A 20541-nucleotide genomic window follows, 5' to 3' on the forward strand; every position below is an offset into this window, starting at 1 on the left:
AGCCTTTTGATCCATGACCCCGCGCACTGCCACACTGATCGGTTTGACCGCGATTCTGATGTGGTCGCTGCTCTCCGTGATGACGGTGGCGACCGGCAAGATCCCGGCCTTTCAGCTTGCGGCCATGACCTTCGTGATCGGGGGGCTTGTCGGCTTGCTCACCTGGATCGGTCGCGGCGATGCGGCGAAAAGCTTGCGGCAGCCGTTCGTCGTGTGGGTCGTCGGCGTCGGCGGATTGTTCGGCTATCACGCGCTCTACTTCCTCGCGCTGCGCTTCGCGCCTCCGGCCGAAGCCGGACTCCTCAATTACATGTGGCCGCTGCTGATCGTGCTGTTTTCCTCGTTCCTGCCGGGTGAGCGGCTCGCCGTGCATCACGTCATCGGCGCCGTGCTCGGCCTCGTCGGCACCGTGCTGCTGTTCGCCGGCAATACCTCCGGCTTCGCGCCGGGGGCGGTCCCGGGATTGATCGCGGCCTTTATCGCGGCGTTCGTGTGGGCGGCCTATTCGGTGCTGTCGCGGCGGTTGAAGGCGGTGCCGACCGACGCGGTTGCAGGCTTCTGCCTCGCCACGTCAACGCTCGCCGTGCTGATGCATGGTCTGCTGGAGACCACGGTGTGGCCCGAGACCGCGCTGCAATGGCTTGCGGTGGTCGGGCTCGGCATCGGCCCCGTCGGTGCGGCCTTCTACGCCTGGGATATCGGCATGAAGCGTGGGGATATCCGTGTTCTTGGCGCCGCGTCTTACGCGACGCCGCTATTGTCGACCGGCTTCCTCATCGCCGCCGGCTTCGCAAAGGCCAGCGCCAACATCGCGATTGCAGCGATCCTGATCGCCGGCGGCGGCCTGATCGCGGCGAAAGACATGGTGCTGCGGAAGCGATGATCAGAGCGCCGGCTGCCAACCCGGCGGCCGATACATCGCTTCCGGGATCTGTCCAAGCTCGGAGCGCTGCAAGCGTTGCGGCGTTAGGCCATAGAATTCCTGAAAGCACATGATCAGCGGCCGCCATTTGTCTGGATCGATGCGATTGGGCACGCCGTCCATCATGATATGGGGATGCGCGTGCACGCGGGTGACGCGGACCTCGATTGCGGTCAGATTGCCACCCCAGGCCGCATCGTCCTGCGCCATCTCATGCACATAGGCGACCTTCGCTTCCATCTGCACCGGGCACTCGGCCACGCGTGGCGCGCTGACCGTTTCGCCCGACAACGCCGTCAGGCCGCTGAGCCCAAACTTGTTCTTCTCGTGCCGGTAGCCGCGATAGAGTTTTCCAGGCGGCACGGGATCCGAGCCCGTGGTACGGGCGAGGCGGTCCACGGCGGCGACGAGGTCGGTCGACGGGAGATTGAGCACACATTCGCCGGTGCGAATCATGTTCTCGGTGGTCTTCGAATTACGCGCGAGCCCAAGCATGCAGCGCCATCCAACCCACCACGCTGACGACATCGGTGCAAGATTGTGGGAGCCGTCGTCATTGATCGATCCGATCAGGACGACCGGCGTTCCGAAATACAAGATGGCCGGGTCGATCTGGACGGCGGCGGGGCCGAGTGTTCCGTGCATCGTGCGCTCCTGTTGACTGGAAGCGCTGTCCTAATTGGAGAAGCAGGTCGAACCCACCCGATTCCAGATCAGGCAGAGCGTTTTTTTTACCGAAGTGGACACCGCTTCGCGTGAAGAAAACGCGTCAAAACAAGAATCTCTACGGCTCCCAGCCCTTCGGCGCGAGCTCGAATTTTGCGAACTCGAAGGCGGGTGCCACGGTGCAGCCGACCAGCGTCCACTCGCCGGTGGTTTCCGCCATCTGCCACGCGTCCGCCGGCACGATCGCCTGCGGCCGCTCGCCGCTGACAAGGTCGGTGCCGAGCCGCACCTCGTGCTGGGAGCAGCCCTCATGCGCGATGCGCAGTGTCAGGGGGCTGCCGGCATAATAGTGCCAGGTCTCGACCGCATCGATGCGATGCCAGTGTGAGCGTTCGCCGCGTGCGAGCAGGAAGTAGATGAGGGTCGAGCGAGATCGGCCGTTGGCGTCCGTGGTCTGGTCGCGAAAAGTCTCGCGATAGTGCCCGCCTTCGGGATGAGGGCGGAGTTCCAGGCGCGCGATGATCTCGGCTGCGGTCGGCATCGATCCCCGTCAGGACTTGGTCTTCAGAACTTGGTCTTCAGGACTTATTCTTGCGCTCGCGCAGCTCGCCGAACACTGCGGCGGCATCCGCTCCCTTCATGTGTAATCTGGCTGCGACCGACGGTTCATCAGCGCGCAGGAACACGTTTGCTCGCTTTTCGTCACCAAGCAGTGAGGGGATGGTTGGCTTGTTCTCCGCCCGCAACCTCGCGACCTCCGCCGCGCGCGCCTGGAGCGCCGCATTGTCCGGATCCACGGTGAGCGCGAACTTGACGTTGGACGCCGTGTATTCGTGGCCGCAATAGAGATTGAAGTCGTCGGGCAGGGCCCGAAGCTTCAACAATGAGTCCCACATCATCGGATAGTTGCCCTCGAAAACGCGGCCGCAGCCGATCGAGAACAGCGTGTCGGCGGCGAACAGCGTCTTCTCGGTGTCGAATACGTAGGAGATGTGGTCGAGCGTGTGGCCCGGCGTCTCGAGCACGCGCCCCAGCAGAGTGCCGACCTTGACCACGTCGCCATTGGCAACGCGTAAATCGACGTCAGCGATCTTCGCCGTCTTGTCATGCGGCGCGACGACGCGGCAGTTGTATTTCTGCTTGAGTTCGGCGACCCCGCCGACATGATCGCCGTGATGATGGGTGATCAGGATATCGGTGAGCTGCCAGCCCTCCCGCTCCAGCGCCTTGATGATGGGACCGGCTTCCGGTGCGTCGATCGAGGCGGTTGCCTTGGTTTCCACATCGTGGATCAGATAACCGAAATTGTCGTTTAAACAGGTGAAAGTACGAATTTCGGCGGCCATGACTTCTCCATCGCGCTCAGCCCCGCCAGACAAATATGGCGTTAACGTTGCGCAGGCAATGCAATATTCAGCGCGCGGCCACCCGCTTGTGCATGTTACATTGCCGTCATGACCATCGACGTCGTCGACCTTCGCGAATTCTATTCCCGGCGCCTCGGCATTGTGGCGCGGCAGATGATCAACCGCGGGATCAGGGAGCGTTGGCCGGGCGCCGAGGGCCAGCGCGTGCTCGGCATCGGCTATCCGACGCCCTATCTTGGGCTGTTCCGTGAGGACGCGGAGCGCTGCATTGCCTTCATGCCGGCGGCCCAGGGCGTGTTGAAATGGCCGACCGGGCGGCCGGCACTGGCCTCGCTGGTCGACGAGTTCTCGCTACCGCTTCCCGACGCCGCGGTGGACCGCATCCTGCTGGTCCATGCACTCGAGATGTCGGATGACCCGGCCGCGCTGCTGCGCGAGATCTGGCGCGTGCTGTCGCCCTCGGGGCGCGTCATCGCGGTGATCCCGAACCGGCGCGGCGTGTGGACGCGCAGCGACAACACGCCGTTCGGCCATGGCCGTCCCTATTCGCGCTCGCAGATCACGGACCTGTTGCGCCAGACCTGGTTCACGCCGACCGCCTGGGGCGAAGCATTGTTCATGCCGCCTTATGCGGGCCGCTGGGTCCTGAAATCGGCGCAGATGTGGGAGCGGGCCGGCGCCGCGCTGTCGCTGCCGTTCGCAGGCGTCCACATCGTCGAAGCGACCAAGCAGGTCTATCGCGCGATCCCTGCCAAGCGCGAACGGGCGCGGCTGATTCCCTCGTTGAAGCCGGTGCTGGTGCCGTCCTCGACGACGGTGACGCGGAGCTGAAAACAAATCGTCCCGGCGGAGCCGGGACGATGCAGTCCATGAAGATCAGAAGATTGGGGGCGGCTTACTCGCCGGGGGCGAGATCGTCGCTGGTTGAGGCCGGAGCTGCCTCGCGCTCCGGGCGCGGGCCGCCATGCGGCCGGCGGCGCCGCCGCGGATATCGCTCGCCGCCACCACCGTTGCCGCCTTCGAAACCGCCAGGCGCGCCATTCGTTTGCGGCTGCGCACCGGTGATGAAGGACGGCAGGCGATCGACGTTGCCGGCATCGGCGACGACAGGCTGCGGCTGGTTCTGCGGTTGCGGCTGGTGCTGCTGATATTGCGGTTGCGGACGATGGTCGCGTTCGCGGTGCTCGCGCGGCTGCTGCTGGTCGCGCTGATAGGGCTGCTGGCTGTCGCGCTGCTGGTAGTCACGCTGATGATCCCGCTGGCCGTCGCGATCGCGCATGAAGGGCTGCTGCTGTTGCGGCGGCTGCGGAACGAAACCCGGCTCCTGGCCAAAATTCGAAAAATTCTCGCCGTCGTCCTCACCATCGTCACTGCTGGTGCTGACGGGCTCGTCGCCGCGGGGCTGCTGGTTCTGGCGGAACTGCTCCTGGGCCGCTGCGATCAGACGGAAATAATGCTCGGCATGCTGGTAGTAGTTTTCGGCGGCAACCGGGTCGCCCGAGGAGCGCGCGTCGCGCGCAAGCTGAAGATATTTTTCGGCGATGTGCGAGGCGGTGCCGCGGATCTTGATGTCGGGGCCGTTCGATTCGTAGACCCGGGTCATCGGGTTCTGGCCGCGCCGGTTATTGTTGTTGTTATTGTTGTTGCGGTTGCGCATCCGCTGCTTGTTCTGACCGTTTCTCATGTCCTGCCTTTAATTCCAGCCCTAAAGGTTGCACGCATTACTGATTGCTAGGAGTGACCTGCTGACAGCGGTTCACAGGCCTCGCGCGCACCGCGCGCAAGAGCGGATTGAACCCTGCCAATGTTCGTCGACCGTCGCGTTCAACAAAGACGCGTTCCCCACCCGCCAGCATTCATTGCCAGCGAACCCACTCATATCGCCTGCCGAAACAAGCCCAGCTTTGTTGCGTAAGTCTTCAAGCGCAATATCTGGCTTTCGTTCACTTTGCGGTCGGTAAGCAGCGCAGCTTAACTGGCCATCGCGCTCAACAGGACCTGCGGCTTGGAACCTATAATCAGTAAAGCTCTCGCCCGAGAGCCCGGCTTTCGCCCGTAGGTCTACGGGGCCGGCACCGATGTGTTGACCGGAACGTAGTCGTTCCCACGGGATATTCCAAGAGGTTTTTTAGAGCCCAATCCGGCTTTTATGGGGGCATTTTTCGGGCCGAGACGGCCCTGGGTATGCCCGCCAGGTCGGCCTTGGGCGGCCTGTCGATCGATAACGCGGCAGCTGCCATCAAGGTTTCAATATCTCGGGCCTGCCCCTGACCGGCCTCTACGATCAGTGCGCCGCCGGGCGCAAGCCGTTCGGCCGCCTGCGGGATCAGGGCGCGATAGGCATCATAGCCGTCATTGCCGCCATCGAGCGCCAGGTGCGGATCGTGCTCGCGCACCTCGATGCTCAGTTTCGGAATTTCCCCGGCGGGGATATAGGGCGGGTTGGACACGATCAGATCGAACGGGCCCGAGAGCGCCGCCGCATAGGAGCAGGCGACGAATGCCGCGCGGTCGGCAAGGCCGAGGGCGACAGCATTGCCCATGGCGGTGCCGAGCGCAGTGAGGCTGAGATCGGTGCCGACGCCGAACGCATCGGGAATCTCGTGCAGCAGCGCGAGCAGGATGGCGCCGGATCCGGTGCCGATATCGGCGATGCGCGGCCGGCGCCCCGCGATCGGGCGTTCGCGAAAAATCTCGAGCGCCAACTCGACCACGGTCTCGGTATCAGGCCGCGGCACCAGCGTCGCCTCGGACAGTCGGAAGGGCAGGCCCCAGAATTCCCGTGTGCCGAGAATGCGGGCGACCGGCTCATGAGCGAGCCTTCGTTGCGCATAGCCTTCGAGCCGCACAGCCTCCTCGGGGGTGAGATGTCGTGCCGCTTGCGTGATCAGGCCGGTCAGGTCGAGCCCCAGCGCAGCGCCGACGAGCAGGCGCGCATCGAGGGAGGGCTCTTCGATACCGGCCGCATGCAGCCGCGCCGCAAGCGCGCGCCGCGCGCTCTCGATGCTGTGTCCGGAATCGAAACCTGTCGCCAAAGGAGCCATCCTGCCTGGCATCGTGGATAGATCGGCGGCATTGCTTGCGTCAACGGAAAGGAGCGCGTTTGATCGTCCCCCGCAGCGACGGAGGACATCCATGACGGCCTATGATGATCAGAATGTCTTCGCAAAGATCCTGCGCGGCGAGATTCCCTGCTTCGAAGTGTTCAGGGACGAGCGCAGCTTCGCCTTTCTGGACATCATGCCGCGCTCGCCCGGACACACGCTGGTGATTCCGAGGGCACCGGCACGCGGTATTCTCGACATTGCAGATGACGATCTCGCCGCGGTCACCCGGACTGCCAAGCGGATCGCGATTGCGGCCATGACGGCGTTCGAGGCCGAGGGCATTATCCTGCAGCAGTTCAGCGAGCCCGCCAGCGGGCAGGTGGTGTTTCATCTGCATATGCATGTGATGCCGGTCAGGGCCGGCGTCGAGCTGTTGCCGGCGCAGACGCGCAAGGAAGACATGGCTGTGCTCGCCGACCATGCCAAGCGGATGATCGCGGCACTTGGTGGCTAGAGCATGATCCGGAAAAGTTCGTAGCGGTTTTCCGAAGAGATCATGCTCAAACAATAATCTAGACGCCGAGATAGCGCTGCAGCAGTTCCGGCTGGGCCTTGAGCTCCTGCGCCGGCCCCTCGTGGACGATGTGGCCGTTATTGATGATGTAGATCCGCGTTGCCAGCGCCAGCGTTGCGGCCAGATTCTGCTCGACCAGCACGATGGTCTGGCCGGCGGCCGCGAGCTCACGGCAGGCCTTGACGAGATCGTGGACGATGACGGGAGCGAGCCCCTCGAACGGCTCGTCCAAGAGCACGATCTTGGGGTCGCGCACCAGCGCCCGCGCGATCGCGAGCATCTGCTGCTCGCCGCCGGAGAGCTCGGTGCCGCGGTTGTTGCGCCGCTCCTTCAGCCGCGGAAACATCTCGTAGATGCGCCCGAGCGGCCAGCGTTTCGGCGCGGTGATGCCGGCGAGGACGATGTTTTCCTCCACCGACAGGCTGCCGAAGATGCGGCGCTCCTCGTGCACGAGCTGCATGCCCGCCTGCGCGATTCTGTGGCTCCTGCGTCCGGCGATGTCGCGCCCGTCGAACTTCACGCTGCCGCTGCGCGGCGTCACGACGCCCATCAGGCTCTTCAGCGTCGTGCTCTTGCCGGCGCCATTGCGGCCGAGCAGCGCCACCACCTCGTGGCGTTCGACATGCATGGCGACGTCGAACAGGATGTGGGAATCCCCATAATAACTGTTCAGGCCGTTGACCTCGATCAGGCTCATGCGGCGATCTCTCCGTGCACGCCGCCGAGATAGGCTTCCTGCACCGCGGCGTTGGTCTTGATTTCCTCGGGCGTGCCGGTGACGAGCACCTTGCCCTCCTGGAGCACCGTCACGCGTTCCACCAGCTCGAACAGCGAATCCATGTCGTGGTCGATGATGATCATGGTGCGGCCGCGCGCGATCGATTTGAGCAGCTTGACGGTTTCGACCCGCTCGCGCGGGCTCATGCCGGCGAGCGGCTCGTCGAGCAGCAGCAGGCGCGGCGAGGTCGCGAGCGCAAGCCCGATCTCCAGCCTGCGCTTCTCGCCATAGGCGAGCTCGGACACGGGCGTGTCAGCGCGCCGGGTCAAATTGACCAGTGCCAGCGTGTGCTCCACCTGCTCAGTCAGGCCCTTGACGCCTGCGAGCGTGCGGAACAGGTCGAGCCGGAATTTTCCGCGCAGCTCCGCGAGGGCTGCGATCGTCAGGTTCTGCCGTACCGTCAGGCCGGTGAAGAGCTGGTTGACCTGATAGCTCTTGGTCAGCCCGAGTTGGCAAACGTCAGTCACCTTCAATCCCGTGATGTCGCGTCCCTCGAACACGATCTGGCCCGAGGTCGGGGGGATCTCGCAGGTCAGCATCTTGAAGAAGGTCGATTTGCCGGCACCGTTGGGGCCGATGATGCCGCGCAGCTCACCCTGGTTGACGCTGAAATCGATGTCGCTGTTGGCGACCAGGCCGCCGTAGCGCTTGGTGAGGCCGATGGCTTTCAGGATCGGCCCGGAATAGGCGGGATGCTCGACCGCCTTGGCCTGCAGCGGGGCGGGCGCGAGTTGCGGCGTGACCTCGGCGTCGTCAGCCGCCTCCTGCTCCAGCTCCGCATCCGTCTGCTGCCGCCCGCCTGAGACGAGGCGGTAGAGATCGGCAAGGCCGCCGATGATGCCACCGCGCAGGAAGCAGACCAGCAGCACGAACACGACACCGAGCACCAGCTTCCAGGCGGCTCCCAGCCCCAGTGCGGATTGCAGGAAATCCTGAAGGAAGAGCCAGACGGTTGCACCGACGAGCGGGCCGAACAGCGTACCCCTTCCGCCAATGGCAGTCTGCATCACCAGCTGGCCGGAGGTGTCGAAGGTGAAGGCGTCGGGCGGCATGAAGGCCTGGAGCACGCCGAGCAGGCCGCCGGCGAAGCCCGCGTAAGCCGCGGCGATCACGAAGGCGGTCAGCTTGTAGCCGTGGATGTTGTGGCCGACCGCGGTGGCGCGCAGCGGGTTGTCCCGGATCGCACTCAGGATCGCACCGACCGGTGAGCGCACGATCCTGAGCGCGATGACGACGCCGATGAAATAGCACAGCGCGATGAACTGATAGAGCGACCAGCCATTGGTGAAATGGAGGGTGGTGAAGCCGAGATTGAAGCTCGGCGTCGGCACGCCCGGCAGGCCGTTCTCGCCGCCGGTGAAATCGGAGAGCGGATTGAACTCGACGAAGAAGAATACCTCCGCGATCGCCACCGTGATCATCGCGAAATAGATGCCGGTGCGGCGCAGCGCGATCAGGCCGATCAGATAGCCGGTCGCCGCCGCCGCGATCATGCCGATGATCAGCGCGCCCAGCACGTTGCCAAAGCCGGCGCGGGTCAGGAGGTAGGCGGCGACGAAGCCGCCAGTGCCGTAGAAGGCGGACTGGCCGAACGACAACAGGCCGGTGAAGCCGAACAGGATGTCGAAGCCGAGCCCGAACAGGCCCCAGACCAGGATCCGATTCACCGTGTTCGGCGCGAAGCCGAGATGCGGCAGCACGAAGGGAGCCACGATCAGGCCGATGGCCGTCAGTGTCTCGATCAGGAACGGGCGTTGCTTGAGCATCAGCGGATCACTTATTCGCGGCCCTGGACGCCGAGCAGGCCATGCGGTCGCACCACGAGCACGAGCGTCATCGCCGCAAACAGCATCACGTAGGCATAGCCGGGGTTGAACATGGAGGTGACGCTGATGATCTCGCCGGCGATCAGGCCGCCGAGGATTGCGCCGGGGAACGAGCCGACGCCGCCGATCACCACAACCACGAAGGTCTGGACCAGGATGTCGTCACCGATGCCCGGTGTCAGCGACACCACCGGCGCATTGACGATGCCGGCAAAGCCGGCCGCCATCGCGCCGATGCCGAACACGATCATGAAGACGCGGTAGACGTTGATGCCGAGCGAATCGACCATCACCGAATCCTCGATGCCGGCGCGCACGATCATGCCGAGCCGGGTGCGGTAGAGGATGATGAACAGTGCGCCGAGCGCGACCGCGACGATGCCGACGACGGCGAGACGGTAGGTCGGATAGAACATGAAGCCGAGATTGGTGATGCCCTGGAACAGCGCCGGCGGCGGCACGATCTGCGACTGGCTCGAGAACAGCAGGCGCACGAGCTCGACGAAGCAGATGCCGAGCCCGAAAGTCACCAGCAGCTGATCCTCGTGCGGGCGATGATAGAAATGCCGGATGATGACGCGTTCCATCACGACGCCGAGCAGCATCACGAACAGCGAGCCCGCAATGACGGCGAGGATGAACGATTCCGTGTACTGGTAGGTGACGAAGCCGGCATAGCCGCCGATCATGAACATCGCGCCATGCGCGAGGTTGAGCACGCCGAGCGTGCCGTAGATGATGGTCAGGCCGGAGCTGATCAGCGCGAGCAGGGCGCCGAGCGCGAGTCCGTTGAATAGCTGCGAAACGAGATTGGGCCAACTGATCATGCAATAATCGCTGTCGTGACGCGCAGGGCCTGCGTCAAAAAAAGGCGACGCCGCAGGTCCAGAGTTAAGGCCCACGGCGTCACAGGGGTTAGCGCGTGCTCAGGTGTAATCGCCGAGATGGCAGCCGAACGCGTCCGGCTTCTGCATCAGACCTTCGCCGGGAACGATCTCGACGACGTCGTACCAGTCTTCCTTGTTCTTCATGTCCTTCTGCTGCTTGCCCTTGACGATGATCACGGGGCGGACGCACTGGTGATCCTCGGGACGGTAATGCACGTCGCCGACGAGGGACGGAATCGTCTCGCCCTTCTCATAGGCCTTGATCACGTCAGGCGGATTGAAGCTGCCGGCTTCCTCGCACATATGGGCCCAATGGGCGAAGCTGACATAGGCGTTCTCGGCGCCCCATTCCGGCTTGTAGCCGTACTTCTTCTCGAAGGCCTCGTTGAACATCTTGGCCAGCGGAAACTTGTCCTCGATCGTCCACCAATAGTCGGTGGCTGCGTAGACACCCTGCATCAGGCCGCCGGTCTCGCGCGCGATGAAGGGCACCTGATAGGGGACGACCAGCTTCATCTTGTCGAGCACGCCGAACTGCTTGGCCTGCTGGGTCGACAGCACGGCGTCGTGGCCCCAATTGACGTTGATGAGCACGTCGGCGCCGGAATTCGCGACGTTCAGAAGATACGAGGAATAGTCGGGTGCGCCGAGCGGCGCGACCTGGTTGGTCGTGGTGGTCCAACCCGCCGTCGCGAGGAAGTCCTGCATCGACTTCGTGACGGTGTGGCCGTAGGTGTAATCCGGCGTGAGGTACGCGGCCTTCTTGCCCTTGCCGAACTCCCGCACCATCACCGGGCCGATCGCCGCCGCAGCGGTCTGGCCGAAGAAGTTCTGGCGGACGCCGTAGCGCACGCAGTCCTTGCCGGTGGTGTCGTTCGAGCCGGAGATGCCGCACACGAACAGCACGTGCTCGCGCTGGGCGAGCTTGTTGAGCGCGACCGCAACGGCGCTCGAGGTGCCGCCGGTGATCATGATCGCCTTGTTCTCGCTGATGAAGCGTTGCTGCGCCTGCACCGCCTCGTTCGGCTTCGCCGCGGAGTCGGCGACGCCGAACTTCAGCTCCTTGCCGAGCACGCCCTTGCTGGTCTTCGGCGAGATCTTCTTGATCAGCTCATGGCCTTCGTTGATGTGCTCGATCGCGAGCTGATAGCCCTTGAGCTCGTCCTCGCCCTGCACGGCATAGGTGCCGGTACGCGGCACGGAGATTCCGATGAAGGCGGCGGAACCCGATACGCCGGTGGGATAGGAGCCGATCGCCGGCTTGTCCTCGGCGAAGGCCGGCATCGCCGGCAGCACCGAGCCGCCGATGAGGCCTGCTGTTGTCTGAAGCAGACCACGGCGCGACAGGCCGCGGCGGATGAGATCGTCAGTCATGGTCGTTTCCTCCGAACGTCGTTCTTGTTTGCAGGCAGAACACGATTTGTCCGGCGGCAGTCCGGCCTCGAAGGCCCGCCCGCCCCGGGCACGTCACATCCGCGTGTAGCTCTTGGACGTATGCATTGCTTGTGAAGGCCTTCTGTCAATTTCGCCTTTGGTCGAACGACGAAAATTATGTCGCGAAAACATATCGGATGACGATATATATTAGTCTTTGTGAGTACGAGTATGGCGGGTTCGGCGAGGGAAATGGCGCGGCAGACGACGGTGGCGGGTACCCCGAAGCGACAATCCTGGCCGCAGGAGGCGGAGCGGCAGGAGGCCGCTTGGTCCGCGGCAGAGACCAACGACCAGCGCGCGGCGCCGCAGCCCGGCGATGCTTCCCGCACGCCCGAGCCGCGCAATCGCGCCTCCGGCGAGCGGGGGCCGGCGATCGGCGCCGATCATGCGAAGCGCGCACCGGCGCCGATGAAGCGTTTGAGCGTGCGGGCCCAGAATGTTCTGAAGGAGCTGGCGGTCGAACTCACCGGCGAGCAGCCGCCGAAGGGGAATTGGTCACCTTCGCGCGAGCTGCTGCGTGCGCTGACGGCCGAGCGCCTTGCGACCGCGCGCAATTGCGGGCCACACACGATGCGGGAGATCGTCGATTGGGCGCAGGGCTGCGGCGTCACCATCAAGCCGGCGATTCCGCCCGGCGGCTCGTTGTCGCAGATGTGGGCGGAGCTGATTGCCAACGCATCGGCAGGCGGCCTGACCGGTGCGGAGATCGCTGGCGCGCTGCAGCGCTCGATCCGGCGGAAGAGTGTTCGCATCCCGATCGCGTTTCAGGTCATTCTGGTCAAGATCCTGCTGTCGAGCTTCGAATAGGCCGCCGGCGAAGGCGCCGATATTTGTGCATCCGCAGCGTCCGCCCGGTTGGTTCCATGCCGCCTTCCTTGCTAGTCTCGGACCTGCCCGCGCCGCCGGCGGGCGCGACCTCGCAGGCAGGGAATGACCGAGACAAAGCGGAAAACAGCACGCACGGCATCCGCGGTGCCCCCCAAGGGCGGCGCGATGCGCGAGGCTGACTACACCGCGCTTGCGCAATTCCGCTATCAGCTCCGAACCTTCCTGGCCTTCAGCGAGACGGCGGCCCAAAGCGCCGGATTGACGCCGCAGCAGCATCAGGCGCTGCTGGCGATCAAGGGCTTGGCCGATCCCAACGGCGCCAGCGTCGGCGATATCGCGAGCTTTCTTCTGATCCGTCACCACACCGCCGTTGAGCTGGTGGATCGCATGGCGAAGCTGAAGCTGATCGTTCGGGAAGCCGATCCGGAAGACGCGCGGCGTGTCCTCGTCAAGCTGACGGCGAAGGGCGAGCAGAAGCTGCGCTCGCTCTCGCGCATGCATCTGGACGAATTGAGCGCCGCCGCGCCGGCCCTGGCCAAGATCCTGCGATCGTTTCGGGCCAAAAAGCGTTGAGGCTCAGGCCGCCGCGCCCTGCGCCGCGAGCTGTGCGGCCTGGTGCTCGGTGGTCAGCGCATCGGTCAATTCGCCGAGTGCTTCGCCGGCGATCACCTGCGGCAGCTTGTAGAGTGTCAGGTTGATGCGGTGGTCGGTGACGCGGCCTTGCGGAAAATTATAGGTGCGGATGCGCTCAGAGCGGTCGCCGGAGCCGACCTTCTCCTTGCGCTCGGCCGAGCGCGCGGCGTCGACGCGCTGCCGCTCGGCGTCGTAGATGCGCGAGCGCAGGATGTTCATGGCGGAGGCGCGGTTCTTATGCTGCGAGCGGCTGTCCTGCATCATCACCACGATCCCGGTCGGAATGTGGGTGATGCGGATCGCCGATTCCGTCTTGTTGACGTGCTGGCCGCCTGCGCCCTGTGCGCGCATGGTCTCGATGCGCAGGTCCTCGTTCTTGATCTCGACGTCGACGTCCTCGACCTCGGGCAGCACTGCGACAGTCGCCGCCGAAGTGTGGATGCGCCCCTGGGTTTCGGTGTCGGGCACCCGCTGGACCCGGTGTACGCCGGATTCGAATTTCAGCTTGGAGAACGCGCCGCGGCCCTGCACCTCCGCGATGATTTCCTTGAAGCCGCCGACGGTGCCCTCGCTCGCCGAGATTACCTCGACCTTCCAGCCCTGCAAGGCGGCAAAGCGCTCGTACATCCGGAACAGATCGCCAGCGAACAGCGAGGCCTCGTCGCCGCCGGTACCGGCGCGGATTTCCAGCACGACGTTGCGGTCGTCCATGGCGTCCTTGGGCAGCAGCGCAACGCGGATCTTCTGAACCAGGTCCTCGATCTTCGGATTGAGCTCGTCGCGCTCGGCTTCCGCCATGCTGCGCATCTCGGCATCGGTCGCGGCATCCGCGATCAGCGCCTCGGTGTCGGCGAGCTCTTTGACTGCTGACCGGTAAGTCTTCACCGCCTCGATCAGCGGGGTGATCTCGGCGAGCTCGCGCGTGACCTGCACATAGCGCTCGGAGGAGAGCTGTCCGAGCGATTCGGCTTCGAGCGAGGCGTGATGCGCGAGCAGGACGTCCAGTTTGGCTTCAGGGAGTGACGACATCGGTTTGGTCTCAAAAGGCGGAGGGAAGCGAGGCGGCGGCGACGGGCAGCAGGCCCGCTACAACGCCAGGCCTTCGGCCTCGGCGAATTCCGTCAGCTTTTGCCGGATCGAGACGCTGCCGGTCGGTGCGTCCAGCAGCGGCCCGAGCATCGCTGCGGCCTTCTTGACGTCGAGGTCGATCACCATCGCCTTGACCGGGCCGAGCGCGGTCGCCGACAGCGACAGCGAGCGATAGCCCATCGCGAGCAGCGCCAGCGCGCCGATCGGCTTCGAGGCCATCTCGCCGCAGAGCGACAGCGATTTCTTGGCGGCCTGCGTCTTTTGCGCGATGTCGCGCAGGGCCCGCAGGATCGGCGTCGACATGGTGTCGAAGCGCTCGGAGACCTTGGCATTGCCGCGGTCGACCGCGAACAGGAACTGGAACAGGTCGTTGGAGCCGACCGAGATGAAGTCGACCTTCCTCAAGAGCTCGTCGAGTTGATAGAGCAGCGCCGGCACCTCGACCATGGTGCCGATGTCGATGCGTTCCGGCAGCGTGTGGCCATGCTGGCGCAGATAAGTGAGCTCGCGCTCGACCAGCGCCTTGGCGGCGTCGAACTCGGCGACTTCCGAGATCATCGGGAACATGATGCGCAGCGCGCGGCCGCCGCCGGCGCGCAGCAGTGCGCGGATCTGGCCGCGCAGCAGGCCGGGACGATCGAGCCCGAGCCGGATCGCGCGCCAGCCGAGCGCGGGGTTTTCCTCGATCACCGTCTCCATATAAGGCAGCGCCTTGTCGCCGCCGATGTCGAGGGTGCGGAAGGTCACGGGCTTGCTGCCCGCAGCATCCAGCACGGCGCGGTAGAGCGCGAGCTGATCGCTGGTGCGCGGCAGGCTCTGGCCGACCATGAATTGCAGCTCGGTGCGGAACAGGCCGATGCCGGCGCTGCCGGTGTCGTCGATGTGGGGCAGGTCGATGGCGAGGCCCGCATTGATCAAGAGCTCGACCTTCTCGCCGTCCTTGGTGACACAGGGCCGGTCACGCAGCGCCAGGTATTGCGCCTGGCGGCGGGCGCGGAAACGCACCCGCTCGGCATAGGCCGCCTCGATCTCCTGCGACGGGCGCACATAGATCGATCCCGACGTGCCGTCGACGATGATGGCGTCGCCGGGGTCGGCGATCCCTGGCGCGTTCGGCACCTCGCCGACGGCGGGAATGCCGAGCGCGCGCGCCACGATCGAGACGTGGGAGTTGGCGGTGCCTTCCTCCAGCACGATGCCGCGCAGGCGCTTGCGGTCGTAATCGAGCAGCGCCGCCGGGCCCATCGCGCGCGCGATGACGATGGCGTTGTCGGGCATTTGCTCGCGCGAGGGCGCGTGGTCCTGGCCGACCAGCTGCCGCATCAGGCGGTAGCCGAGATCCTCGAGATCGTGCAGCCGGTCGCGCAAATAAGGATCGGTCACGCGCAGCATGCGGGCGCGGGTGTCGGACTGGACGCGTTCGACCGCGGCTTCCGCCGTAAGGCCCGTGGCGACCGCTTCGTGCAGCTTGTGCGACCAGCCCTGGTCGTTGGCGAACATGCGGTAGGCTTCCAGCACGTCGCGATGCTCGCCGCCCTCGGCGACGTCGCCGCGCTCCAGCATGCGGTCGAGATCCGAGCGCAGCTTGGCGAGTGCCGCGTCGAGCCGCTTGATCTCCTTCGGTAGGTCCTCGGCGATGTAGTCCTTGATGACGACGCGCGGCTCGTGCAGCACGACATGACCGAGCGCGATGCCTTCCGAGAGGATGGCGCCGGCCTTCTGCGTGGAATGGCGCGCAGCCGGCTCCAGGCCGGGCTGCGCCAGCGCGGACAATTCGCCGGAGGCAATCAGCTCCGCCAGCACCATGGCCGTGGTCTGCAGCGCCTCGAGCTCTTCCTCGACATAGGTGCGCTTGGCGCGGTTCTGCACCACCAGCACGCCGAGCGTGTTACCGGCACGCAGGATCGGCACGCCGAGGAAGGAGTGATAGATCTCTTCGCCGGTCTCGGGGCGGAACGAGAAGGCCGGATGGCTTTGGGCGTCGTTCAGGTTGAGCGGCGTCGCCTCGCTGGCGACGAGGCCGACCAGGCCCTCATGGGCGCTCAGCACGGTATGGTGCACGGCCTCGCGGTTGAGGCCTTCGGTGGCGTAGAGCTCGAGGGTGTTGTCGATGCGCAGCACATAGACCGAGCACACCTCGGCCACCATGTTGGCGGCGATCAGCACCACGATCTTGTCCAGCCGCTCCTGGGCCGAGACCTGCTCCGCCATGGTTTCGCGGAGCCGTCTCAACAAGACGCGGGGACCTCCCGACGCGCTCCGCATGAACCGTCAATCTCCTCCGTCTGCCCGGCCCGGCGGTATCGGCCGGCGGCTGGCCCAAAATTCCAGAAAAACAACCAAATTGTTTGTCCGGCGCAGGTGCAAACCTTCGCTTGCACCGAATCAGCGGCCTGAACTGGGAACACAGTCTGCGGCAGCCCACCCTGTTCGCCGTATAGCGAATTGAGGCTTGTTTTGCCAAGCAAAACGCCTGCCAAACGCGAAGGTGTGTACACCTTCGCGTTTGCTGCGACCGCTAAGAGAAAATTAGTCCAGGCATGGTCCGGAAAAGTGCAAAGCGGTTTTCCGGAAAGACCATGCTCAAACGACAATCTGAAGCGCGACGGGGCGCACTTCAGGCCTGATCGAGGCCGTAGAGCGTGTGCAGGGTGCGCACCGCAAGCTCGGTATAGGCGGTGTCGATCAAAACCGAGAACTTGATCTCGGAGGTTGTGATGGCTCGGATGTTGATATTCCGTCCGGCGAGCGCCGAAAACGCCTGGGCGGCGACGCCGGCATGGCTGCGCATGCCGCTGCCGATCACCGAGATCTTGGCGACGTCGGTAGCGGTATCAAGCCGGGCATAGCCGATCTTGGCCTTGGCGGCGGTAATCGTGTCCTTGGCGCGGTTGTAGTCGGCCGCCGGCACCGTGAAGGTCAGGTCGGTGGTCTTGCCGTCCTCGGAAACGTTCTGGACGATCATGTCGACGTTGATATTGGCATCCGCGAGCGGGCCGAAGATCGACGCCGCCACGCCGGGCTTGTCCTCGATCTGGCGCACCGAGATCTGGGCCTCGTCCTTCGAAAAGGCGATGCCGGTGACGACGTGGTTTTCCATGATCTCCTCCTCGCCGCAGATCAGCGTGCCGGGCGGCTGGTTGGCATGCGGGTCGATATCCTCGGGCTTGTCGAAGCTCGAGCGGACGAAGATCGGCATGTTGTGGACCATGCCGAGTTCCACCGAGCGCACCTGGAGCACCTTGGCGCCCTGGGAAGCCAGTTCCAGCATGTCTTCGAATGCGATCTTGTCGAGCCTCTTGGCCTTCGGCACGATTCGCGGGTCGGTGGTGTAGACGCCATCGACGTCGGTGTAGATGTCGCAACGGTCGGCCTTGACGGCGGCGGCGACCGCCACGGCCGAGGTGTCGGAGCCACCCCGGCCGAGCGTGGTGATGCGGTTGGTCTTCGGGTCGATGCCCTGGAAGCCGGCGATGACCGCAACTTCCTTGCGATCCTTGAAACGGGCGATGATCTCGCTGCCGTCGATGTCCTCGATCCGGGCCGAGGCATGGGCATCGCTGGTCTTGATCGGGATCTGCCAACCCTGCCAGGAGCGGGCCTGGATACCCATGCCCTGGAGCACGATGGCCAACAGGCCCGAAGTGACCTGTTCGCCGGAGGCGACGACGGCGTCGTATTCGCGCGCGTCATGCATCGGCGAGGCCTCGGTGCACCAGGCCACCAGCTCGTTGGTCTTGCCCGACATCGCCGAGACGACCACGGCCACTTCATGGCCGGCGTCGACCTCACGCTTCACATGGCGTGCGACGTTGCGGATACGTTCGATGTTGGCGACGGACGTGCCGCCGAATTTCATCACGAGGCGGCTCATGACGACGCGTGCATTCCTTCATAAGGATCAGTATGGTGACCCGCGCTGGACGGATGCCAGGGGATACCGACCGCGCGTATACAGAGGGGCGGGGCCGGGGGCAAGCGGGTTCCTGCGGGGCCAATCCGGGCAATGGGTTATCAGAGGTTATGGCGCGCTATATTGACGAGATCCTGCAACCGGGCGAGCGGGTTCTGTATTCGACCAATGCGCACTGGATCTTCTATTTCCCGGCCATTCTGGCCTGGATCGCGGCCATCGCCCTGTTCGGGGTCTCCCGTCAGTCCGATATCTACAGCGTCATGATCCTGTCCCTGTTCGGCTCCGGCCTGGTGGCGCTGGCCGCCCTGTACTGGACCCTGAAGGGCTGGTTCCATCGCTTCACCACCGAGACCGACGTCACGAATCTCCGGGTTGTCCACAAGACCGGGTTCATCAAGCGCCGCACCTTCGAGATGGCGCTGGACAAGGTCGAGAGCGTCGACGTCGATCAGACCATTCTTGGACGAATTCTCAACTATGGCGACGTGACGATTCGTGGCGTCGGCGAGGGCATCGAGACGATCAAGACCATCGCCTCCCCACTCGCTTTCCGTAGTTCGATCACCACGCGGTAGGACCGCGCGCAACCATGAGCATGCAGCAAGATACTTCCGCCACTGCCGCCGCCCAGCCGGGCTCGACCGTCGACGCCGCCGAGATCGCGAAATTCTCAAAGCTCTCGGCCGAGTGGTGGGATCCCAAGGGCAAGATGGCCCCGCTGCACCGGATCAATCCGCTGCGGCTTGGCTATATCCGCGATGCCGCCTGCCGCAAGTTCGAGCGCAATGTGCGCAGCCTCAACTGTCTCGGTGGCCTGCGCGTGCTCGACATCGGCTGCGGCGCCGGCCTCCTGTGCGAGCCGCTGTCGCGGCTGGGCGCGCAGGTCATCGGCGTCGATCCCTCGGCCAGCAACATAGCGGCAGCGAAGCTGCATGCCGACAAGAGCCATCTTGCGATCGACTACCGCTGCACCACGGTGGAGGAGATCGACCCGCGCGAACGTTTTGATGTCGTGCTGGCGATGGAGGTGGTCGAGCATGTCGTCGACGTCGGCGTCTTCCTGAAGCGCTGCGCCTCGATGCTGAAGCCGAACGGCCTGATGGTGGTCTCGACGCTGAACAGAAACTGGAAGAGTTTTGCGCTCGCCATCGTCGGTGCCGAATACGTCCTGCGCTGGCTGCCGCGCGGCACCCACGAGTGGAACAAGTTCGTCACTCCCGACGAACTGACCAAATACCTCCTCGACAACCGCCTCGTCATCACAGAGCAGACCGGCGTCGTCTACGCACCCTTCGCCGACAAATGGACGCTCTCGTCGGACATGGACGTGAACTACATGGTGGTGGCGGAAGGGATGGTGTGAGGGGAGTGCGAGCTTGTTAGGGCTCAGCTGCATCACCACCAAAGGTGTCGTCCTGGCGAAAGCCAGGACCCATTACCCCAACGAGCAGTTATTGTGCGGACTGCCAACCACGAGCCTTCGCCAAACTGCTCCCTGAGGTAATGGGTCCTGGATCTGCGCTTCGCTTGTCCAGGACGACGGCGGAGTTTGTGGCGCGGGCATCGCTCCCATGACATCGGTGTGGTTGACCGCGTGGGCCTCAGCTTGCAGGTTGGCTCCACCATTCCTGCATTAGCCCCACCCCCATGTTCACCGTCACTAGCCTCTGGATTCCCTTCACCGTCATCGCTGCGCTCGGCCAGGTCGCGCGCAACGCGATGCAGCGGTCGCTGACCAAGCCGCTGGGGACCTGGGGCGCGACCAATATCCGCTTCCTGTTCGGCTTCCCCTTCTCGCTGCTGTTCCTGGGGCTGGTGGTGGTCGCGACCGGCGATCGTCTCGGCATGCCGCCGACCGTGTTCTGGCCGTGGCTGCTGCTGGGCGCGCTCAGCCAGATCGTCGGGACCGGCCTGATGCTGCTGGCCATGAACGACCGCTCCTTCGTGGTGACGACGGCCTATCTGAAGACCGAGGCGATCCAGACTGCGATCTTCGGCTTCGTCTTCCTCGGCGATCACCTGACATGGCTGAAGGTGCTGGCGATCGTGACCGCGACCGTCGGCGTCGTGATCACTGCGCTTCGTCCTGGCGGCGAGAAGAGTTTTGCCGAGTTGAAGCCCACCATCACCGGCCTCGTCGCGGCCGCGGCGTTCGCGCTGTCGGCGGTCGGATTTCGCGGCGCGATCATCAACGTGCCGAACGTGTCCTTCGTGACGGCGGCCTCGTTCACGCTGGTACTTGGCCTGTTCGTACAGACGCTGATCCTGACGATCTATCTGCTTTGGCGTGCGCCGAAGGTGCTGCGGTCGATTCTGGGATTATGGAAGCCGTCGCTGCTCGCCGGCTTCATGGGCGCCTTCGCCTCGCAGTTCTGGTTTCTGGCGTTTGCCCTGACAGCCGCCGCGAATGTCCGCACGCTCGCGTTGATCGAGGTGCTGTTCGCGCAAGGCGTGGCGTACTACTCGTTCAAGCAGCCGATCGCGCCGCGCGAGATTTTTGGCATCGTGCTGATCGTGGTCGGCGTCGCGTTGCTGGTGGGCGTGTAGCTTACTGCGGGGCGCCCGAAGGGC

The 20541-nt window shown here is 64.5% G+C and carries 20 protein-coding genes; 8 read left to right on the forward strand and 12 right to left on the reverse strand.

The annotated features are described in order from the left end of the window. Positions 1–13: 13 nt before the first annotated feature. Positions 14–883 (forward strand): aromatic amino acid exporter YddG, encoded by an 870-nt coding sequence (yddG, locus tag ACWAT4_RS02880; protein WP_212427835.1) that lies wholly within the window; start codon positions 14–16, stop codon positions 881–883. Here the strand turns inward: yddG and ACWAT4_RS02885 are convergent, their stop codons facing one another. The 3 genes from ACWAT4_RS02885 to gloB form a co-directional block, all read right to left on the reverse strand. After that, positions 884–1567: a flavin reductase family protein gene (locus ACWAT4_RS02885; protein WP_449729766.1), complete on the reverse strand. Its 684-nt coding sequence runs from the start codon at positions 1565–1567 to the stop codon at positions 884–886. 139 nt (positions 1568–1706) lie between these two features. Next, a complete protein-coding gene (locus tag ACWAT4_RS02890; protein WP_212303588.1) occupies positions 1707–2129 on the reverse strand; it encodes a cupin domain-containing protein in 423 nt (140 codons plus the stop codon). A 37-nt stretch (positions 2130–2166) separates the two neighbouring features. Continuing rightward, positions 2167–2934 (reverse strand): hydroxyacylglutathione hydrolase, encoded by a 768-nt coding sequence (gene gloB / locus ACWAT4_RS02895; protein WP_212303587.1) that lies wholly within the window; start codon positions 2932–2934, stop codon positions 2167–2169. Positions 2935–3042: 108 nt separating this feature from the next. Here gloB and ACWAT4_RS02900 point away from each other — a divergent pair, with 108 nt between their 5' ends. After that, complete coding sequence (locus ACWAT4_RS02900) at positions 3043–3786, forward strand: methyltransferase domain-containing protein (RefSeq protein ID WP_212303586.1); 744 nt, start codon at positions 3043–3045, stop codon at positions 3784–3786. 64 nt (positions 3787–3850) lie between these two features. Here ACWAT4_RS02900 and ACWAT4_RS02905 read toward each other — a convergent pair whose 3' ends face one another. Together ACWAT4_RS02905 and prmC are read right to left on the reverse strand one after the other, a co-directional pair. After that, the gene (locus ACWAT4_RS02905; protein ID WP_212303585.1) at positions 3851–4639 is read right to left on the reverse strand and encodes a DUF4167 domain-containing protein; all 789 of its coding nucleotides are present in this window, start codon (positions 4637–4639) and stop codon (positions 3851–3853) included. 463 nt (positions 4640–5102) lie between these two features. After that, positions 5103–5999, reverse strand: a complete 897-nt coding sequence (gene prmC, locus ACWAT4_RS02910) for a peptide chain release factor N(5)-glutamine methyltransferase (RefSeq protein WP_449729767.1) — start codon at positions 5997–5999, stop codon at positions 5103–5105. A gap of 91 nt (positions 6000–6090) precedes the next feature. Between prmC and ACWAT4_RS02915 the strand changes: the two genes are divergently transcribed. Beyond that, entirely contained in the window at positions 6091–6516 is a 426-nt protein-coding gene (locus ACWAT4_RS02915) for an HIT family protein (RefSeq protein ID WP_212303583.1), read from the forward strand. Between the two features lie 58 nt (positions 6517–6574). On the opposite strand, the gene ACWAT4_RS02920 is transcribed toward ACWAT4_RS02915, so the two are convergent. The 4 genes from ACWAT4_RS02920 to ACWAT4_RS02935 all read right to left on the reverse strand — a co-directional run bounded on the left by ACWAT4_RS02920 (position 6575) and on the right by ACWAT4_RS02935 (position 11441). Next, positions 6575–7273: an ABC transporter ATP-binding protein gene (locus ACWAT4_RS02920; RefSeq protein ID WP_212303582.1), complete on the reverse strand. Its 699-nt coding sequence runs from the start codon at positions 7271–7273 to the stop codon at positions 6575–6577. Next, on the reverse strand, positions 7270–9120 hold the full coding sequence (locus ACWAT4_RS02925; protein WP_449729768.1) for a branched-chain amino acid ABC transporter ATP-binding protein/permease: 1851 nt from the start codon (positions 9118–9120) through the stop codon (positions 7270–7272). Before ACWAT4_RS02925 ends, ACWAT4_RS02920 begins: the two co-directional genes overlap by 4 nt. An 11-nt stretch (positions 9121–9131) precedes the next feature. Continuing rightward, a complete protein-coding gene (locus ACWAT4_RS02930; protein ID WP_212303580.1) occupies positions 9132–10007 on the reverse strand; it encodes a branched-chain amino acid ABC transporter permease in 876 nt (291 codons plus the stop codon). 99 nt (positions 10008–10106) lie between these two features. Continuing rightward, positions 10107–11441 carry a substrate-binding protein gene (locus tag ACWAT4_RS02935; RefSeq protein WP_449729769.1) on the reverse strand — a complete coding sequence of 445 codons (1335 nt, stop codon included), beginning with the start codon at positions 11439–11441 and terminating at the stop codon, positions 10107–10109. Between the two features lie 252 nt (positions 11442–11693). Here ACWAT4_RS02935 and ACWAT4_RS02940 point away from each other — a divergent pair, with 252 nt between their 5' ends. Both ACWAT4_RS02940 and ACWAT4_RS02945 read left to right on the forward strand, forming a co-directional pair. Next, positions 11694–12311 (forward strand): hypothetical protein, encoded by a 618-nt coding sequence (locus ACWAT4_RS02940; RefSeq protein ID WP_449729770.1) that lies wholly within the window; start codon positions 11694–11696, stop codon positions 12309–12311. A gap of 123 nt (positions 12312–12434) precedes the next feature. Then, positions 12435–12905 (forward strand): MarR family winged helix-turn-helix transcriptional regulator, encoded by a 471-nt coding sequence (locus tag ACWAT4_RS02945; protein ID WP_449729771.1) that lies wholly within the window; start codon positions 12435–12437, stop codon positions 12903–12905. Positions 12906–12908: 3 nt separating this feature from the next. On the opposite strand, the gene prfA is transcribed toward ACWAT4_RS02945, so the two are convergent. The 3 genes from prfA to ACWAT4_RS02960 all read right to left on the reverse strand — a co-directional run bounded on the left by prfA (position 12909) and on the right by ACWAT4_RS02960 (position 17928). After that, positions 12909–13994 carry a peptide chain release factor 1 gene (prfA, locus tag ACWAT4_RS02950; protein WP_212303576.1) on the reverse strand — a complete coding sequence of 362 codons (1086 nt, stop codon included), beginning with the start codon at positions 13992–13994 and terminating at the stop codon, positions 12909–12911. A 57-nt stretch (positions 13995–14051) separates the two neighbouring features. After that, positions 14052–16319, reverse strand: a complete 2268-nt coding sequence (ptsP, locus tag ACWAT4_RS02955) for a phosphoenolpyruvate--protein phosphotransferase (protein ID WP_212303575.1) — start codon at positions 16317–16319, stop codon at positions 14052–14054. A 352-nt stretch (positions 16320–16671) separates the two neighbouring features. Next, positions 16672–17928 (reverse strand): aspartate kinase, encoded by a 1257-nt coding sequence (locus ACWAT4_RS02960; protein WP_212303574.1) that lies wholly within the window; start codon positions 17926–17928, stop codon positions 16672–16674. Between the two features lie 149 nt (positions 17929–18077). Here ACWAT4_RS02960 and ACWAT4_RS02965 point away from each other — a divergent pair, with 149 nt between their 5' ends. The 3 genes from ACWAT4_RS02965 (at position 18078) to ACWAT4_RS02975 (ending at position 20517) form a co-directional block, all read left to right on the forward strand. Then, entirely contained in the window at positions 18078–18545 is a 468-nt protein-coding gene (locus tag ACWAT4_RS02965) for a PH domain-containing protein (protein ID WP_212303573.1), read from the forward strand. Positions 18546–18559: 14 nt separating this feature from the next. Beyond that, positions 18560–19333, forward strand: coding sequence for a bifunctional 2-polyprenyl-6-hydroxyphenol methylase/3-demethylubiquinol 3-O-methyltransferase UbiG (ubiG, locus tag ACWAT4_RS02970; protein WP_212303572.1), 774 nt, complete (start codon positions 18560–18562; stop codon positions 19331–19333). A 284-nt stretch (positions 19334–19617) separates the two neighbouring features. Continuing rightward, positions 19618–20517, forward strand: coding sequence for an EamA family transporter (locus ACWAT4_RS02975; RefSeq protein WP_212427828.1), 900 nt, complete (start codon positions 19618–19620; stop codon positions 20515–20517). Positions 20518–20541 lie beyond the last annotated feature (24 nt).

The organism is Bradyrhizobium sp. T-1, assembly GCF_053592855.1.

Bases quoted from the DNA above. Each gene is read 5' to 3' on its own strand.
- yddG (WP_212427835.1), top strand. From the start codon at position 14: ATGACCCCGCGCACTGCCACACTGATCGGTTTGACCGCGATTCTGATG.
- ACWAT4_RS02885 (WP_449729766.1), bottom strand. From the start codon at position 1,567: ATGCACGGAACACTCGGCCCCGCCGCCGTCCAGATCGACCCGGCCATC.
- ACWAT4_RS02890 (WP_212303588.1), bottom strand. From the start codon at position 2,129: ATGCCGACCGCAGCCGAGATCATCGCGCGCCTGGAACTCCGCCCTCAT.
- gloB (WP_212303587.1), bottom strand. From the start codon at position 2,934: ATGGCCGCCGAAATTCGTACTTTCACCTGTTTAAACGACAATTTCGGT.
- ACWAT4_RS02900 (WP_212303586.1), top strand. From the start codon at position 3,043: ATGACCATCGACGTCGTCGACCTTCGCGAATTCTATTCCCGGCGCCTC.
- ACWAT4_RS02905 (WP_212303585.1), bottom strand. From the start codon at position 4,639: ATGAGAAACGGTCAGAACAAGCAGCGGATGCGCAACCGCAACAACAAT.
- prmC (WP_449729767.1), bottom strand. From the start codon at position 5,999: ATGGCTCCTTTGGCGACAGGTTTCGATTCCGGACACAGCATCGAGAGC.
- ACWAT4_RS02915 (WP_212303583.1), top strand. From the start codon at position 6,091: ATGACGGCCTATGATGATCAGAATGTCTTCGCAAAGATCCTGCGCGGC.
- ACWAT4_RS02920 (WP_212303582.1), bottom strand. From the start codon at position 7,273: ATGAGCCTGATCGAGGTCAACGGCCTGAACAGTTATTATGGGGATTCC.
- ACWAT4_RS02925 (WP_449729768.1), bottom strand. From the start codon at position 9,120: ATGCTCAAGCAACGCCCGTTCCTGATCGAGACACTGACGGCCATCGGC.
- ACWAT4_RS02930 (WP_212303580.1), bottom strand. From the start codon at position 10,007: ATGATCAGTTGGCCCAATCTCGTTTCGCAGCTATTCAACGGACTCGCG.
- ACWAT4_RS02935 (WP_449729769.1), bottom strand. From the start codon at position 11,441: ATGACTGACGATCTCATCCGCCGCGGCCTGTCGCGCCGTGGTCTGCTT.
- ACWAT4_RS02940 (WP_449729770.1), top strand. From the start codon at position 11,694: ATGGCGCGGCAGACGACGGTGGCGGGTACCCCGAAGCGACAATCCTGG.
- ACWAT4_RS02945 (WP_449729771.1), top strand. From the start codon at position 12,435: ATGACCGAGACAAAGCGGAAAACAGCACGCACGGCATCCGCGGTGCCC.
- prfA (WP_212303576.1), bottom strand. From the start codon at position 13,994: ATGTCGTCACTCCCTGAAGCCAAACTGGACGTCCTGCTCGCGCATCAC.
- ptsP (WP_212303575.1), bottom strand. From the start codon at position 16,319: ATGCGGAGCGCGTCGGGAGGTCCCCGCGTCTTGTTGAGACGGCTCCGC.
- ACWAT4_RS02960 (WP_212303574.1), bottom strand. From the start codon at position 17,928: ATGAGCCGCCTCGTGATGAAATTCGGCGGCACGTCCGTCGCCAACATC.
- ACWAT4_RS02965 (WP_212303573.1), top strand. From the start codon at position 18,078: ATGGCGCGCTATATTGACGAGATCCTGCAACCGGGCGAGCGGGTTCTG.
- ubiG (WP_212303572.1), top strand. From the start codon at position 18,560: ATGAGCATGCAGCAAGATACTTCCGCCACTGCCGCCGCCCAGCCGGGC.
- ACWAT4_RS02975 (WP_212427828.1), top strand. From the start codon at position 19,618: ATGTTCACCGTCACTAGCCTCTGGATTCCCTTCACCGTCATCGCTGCG.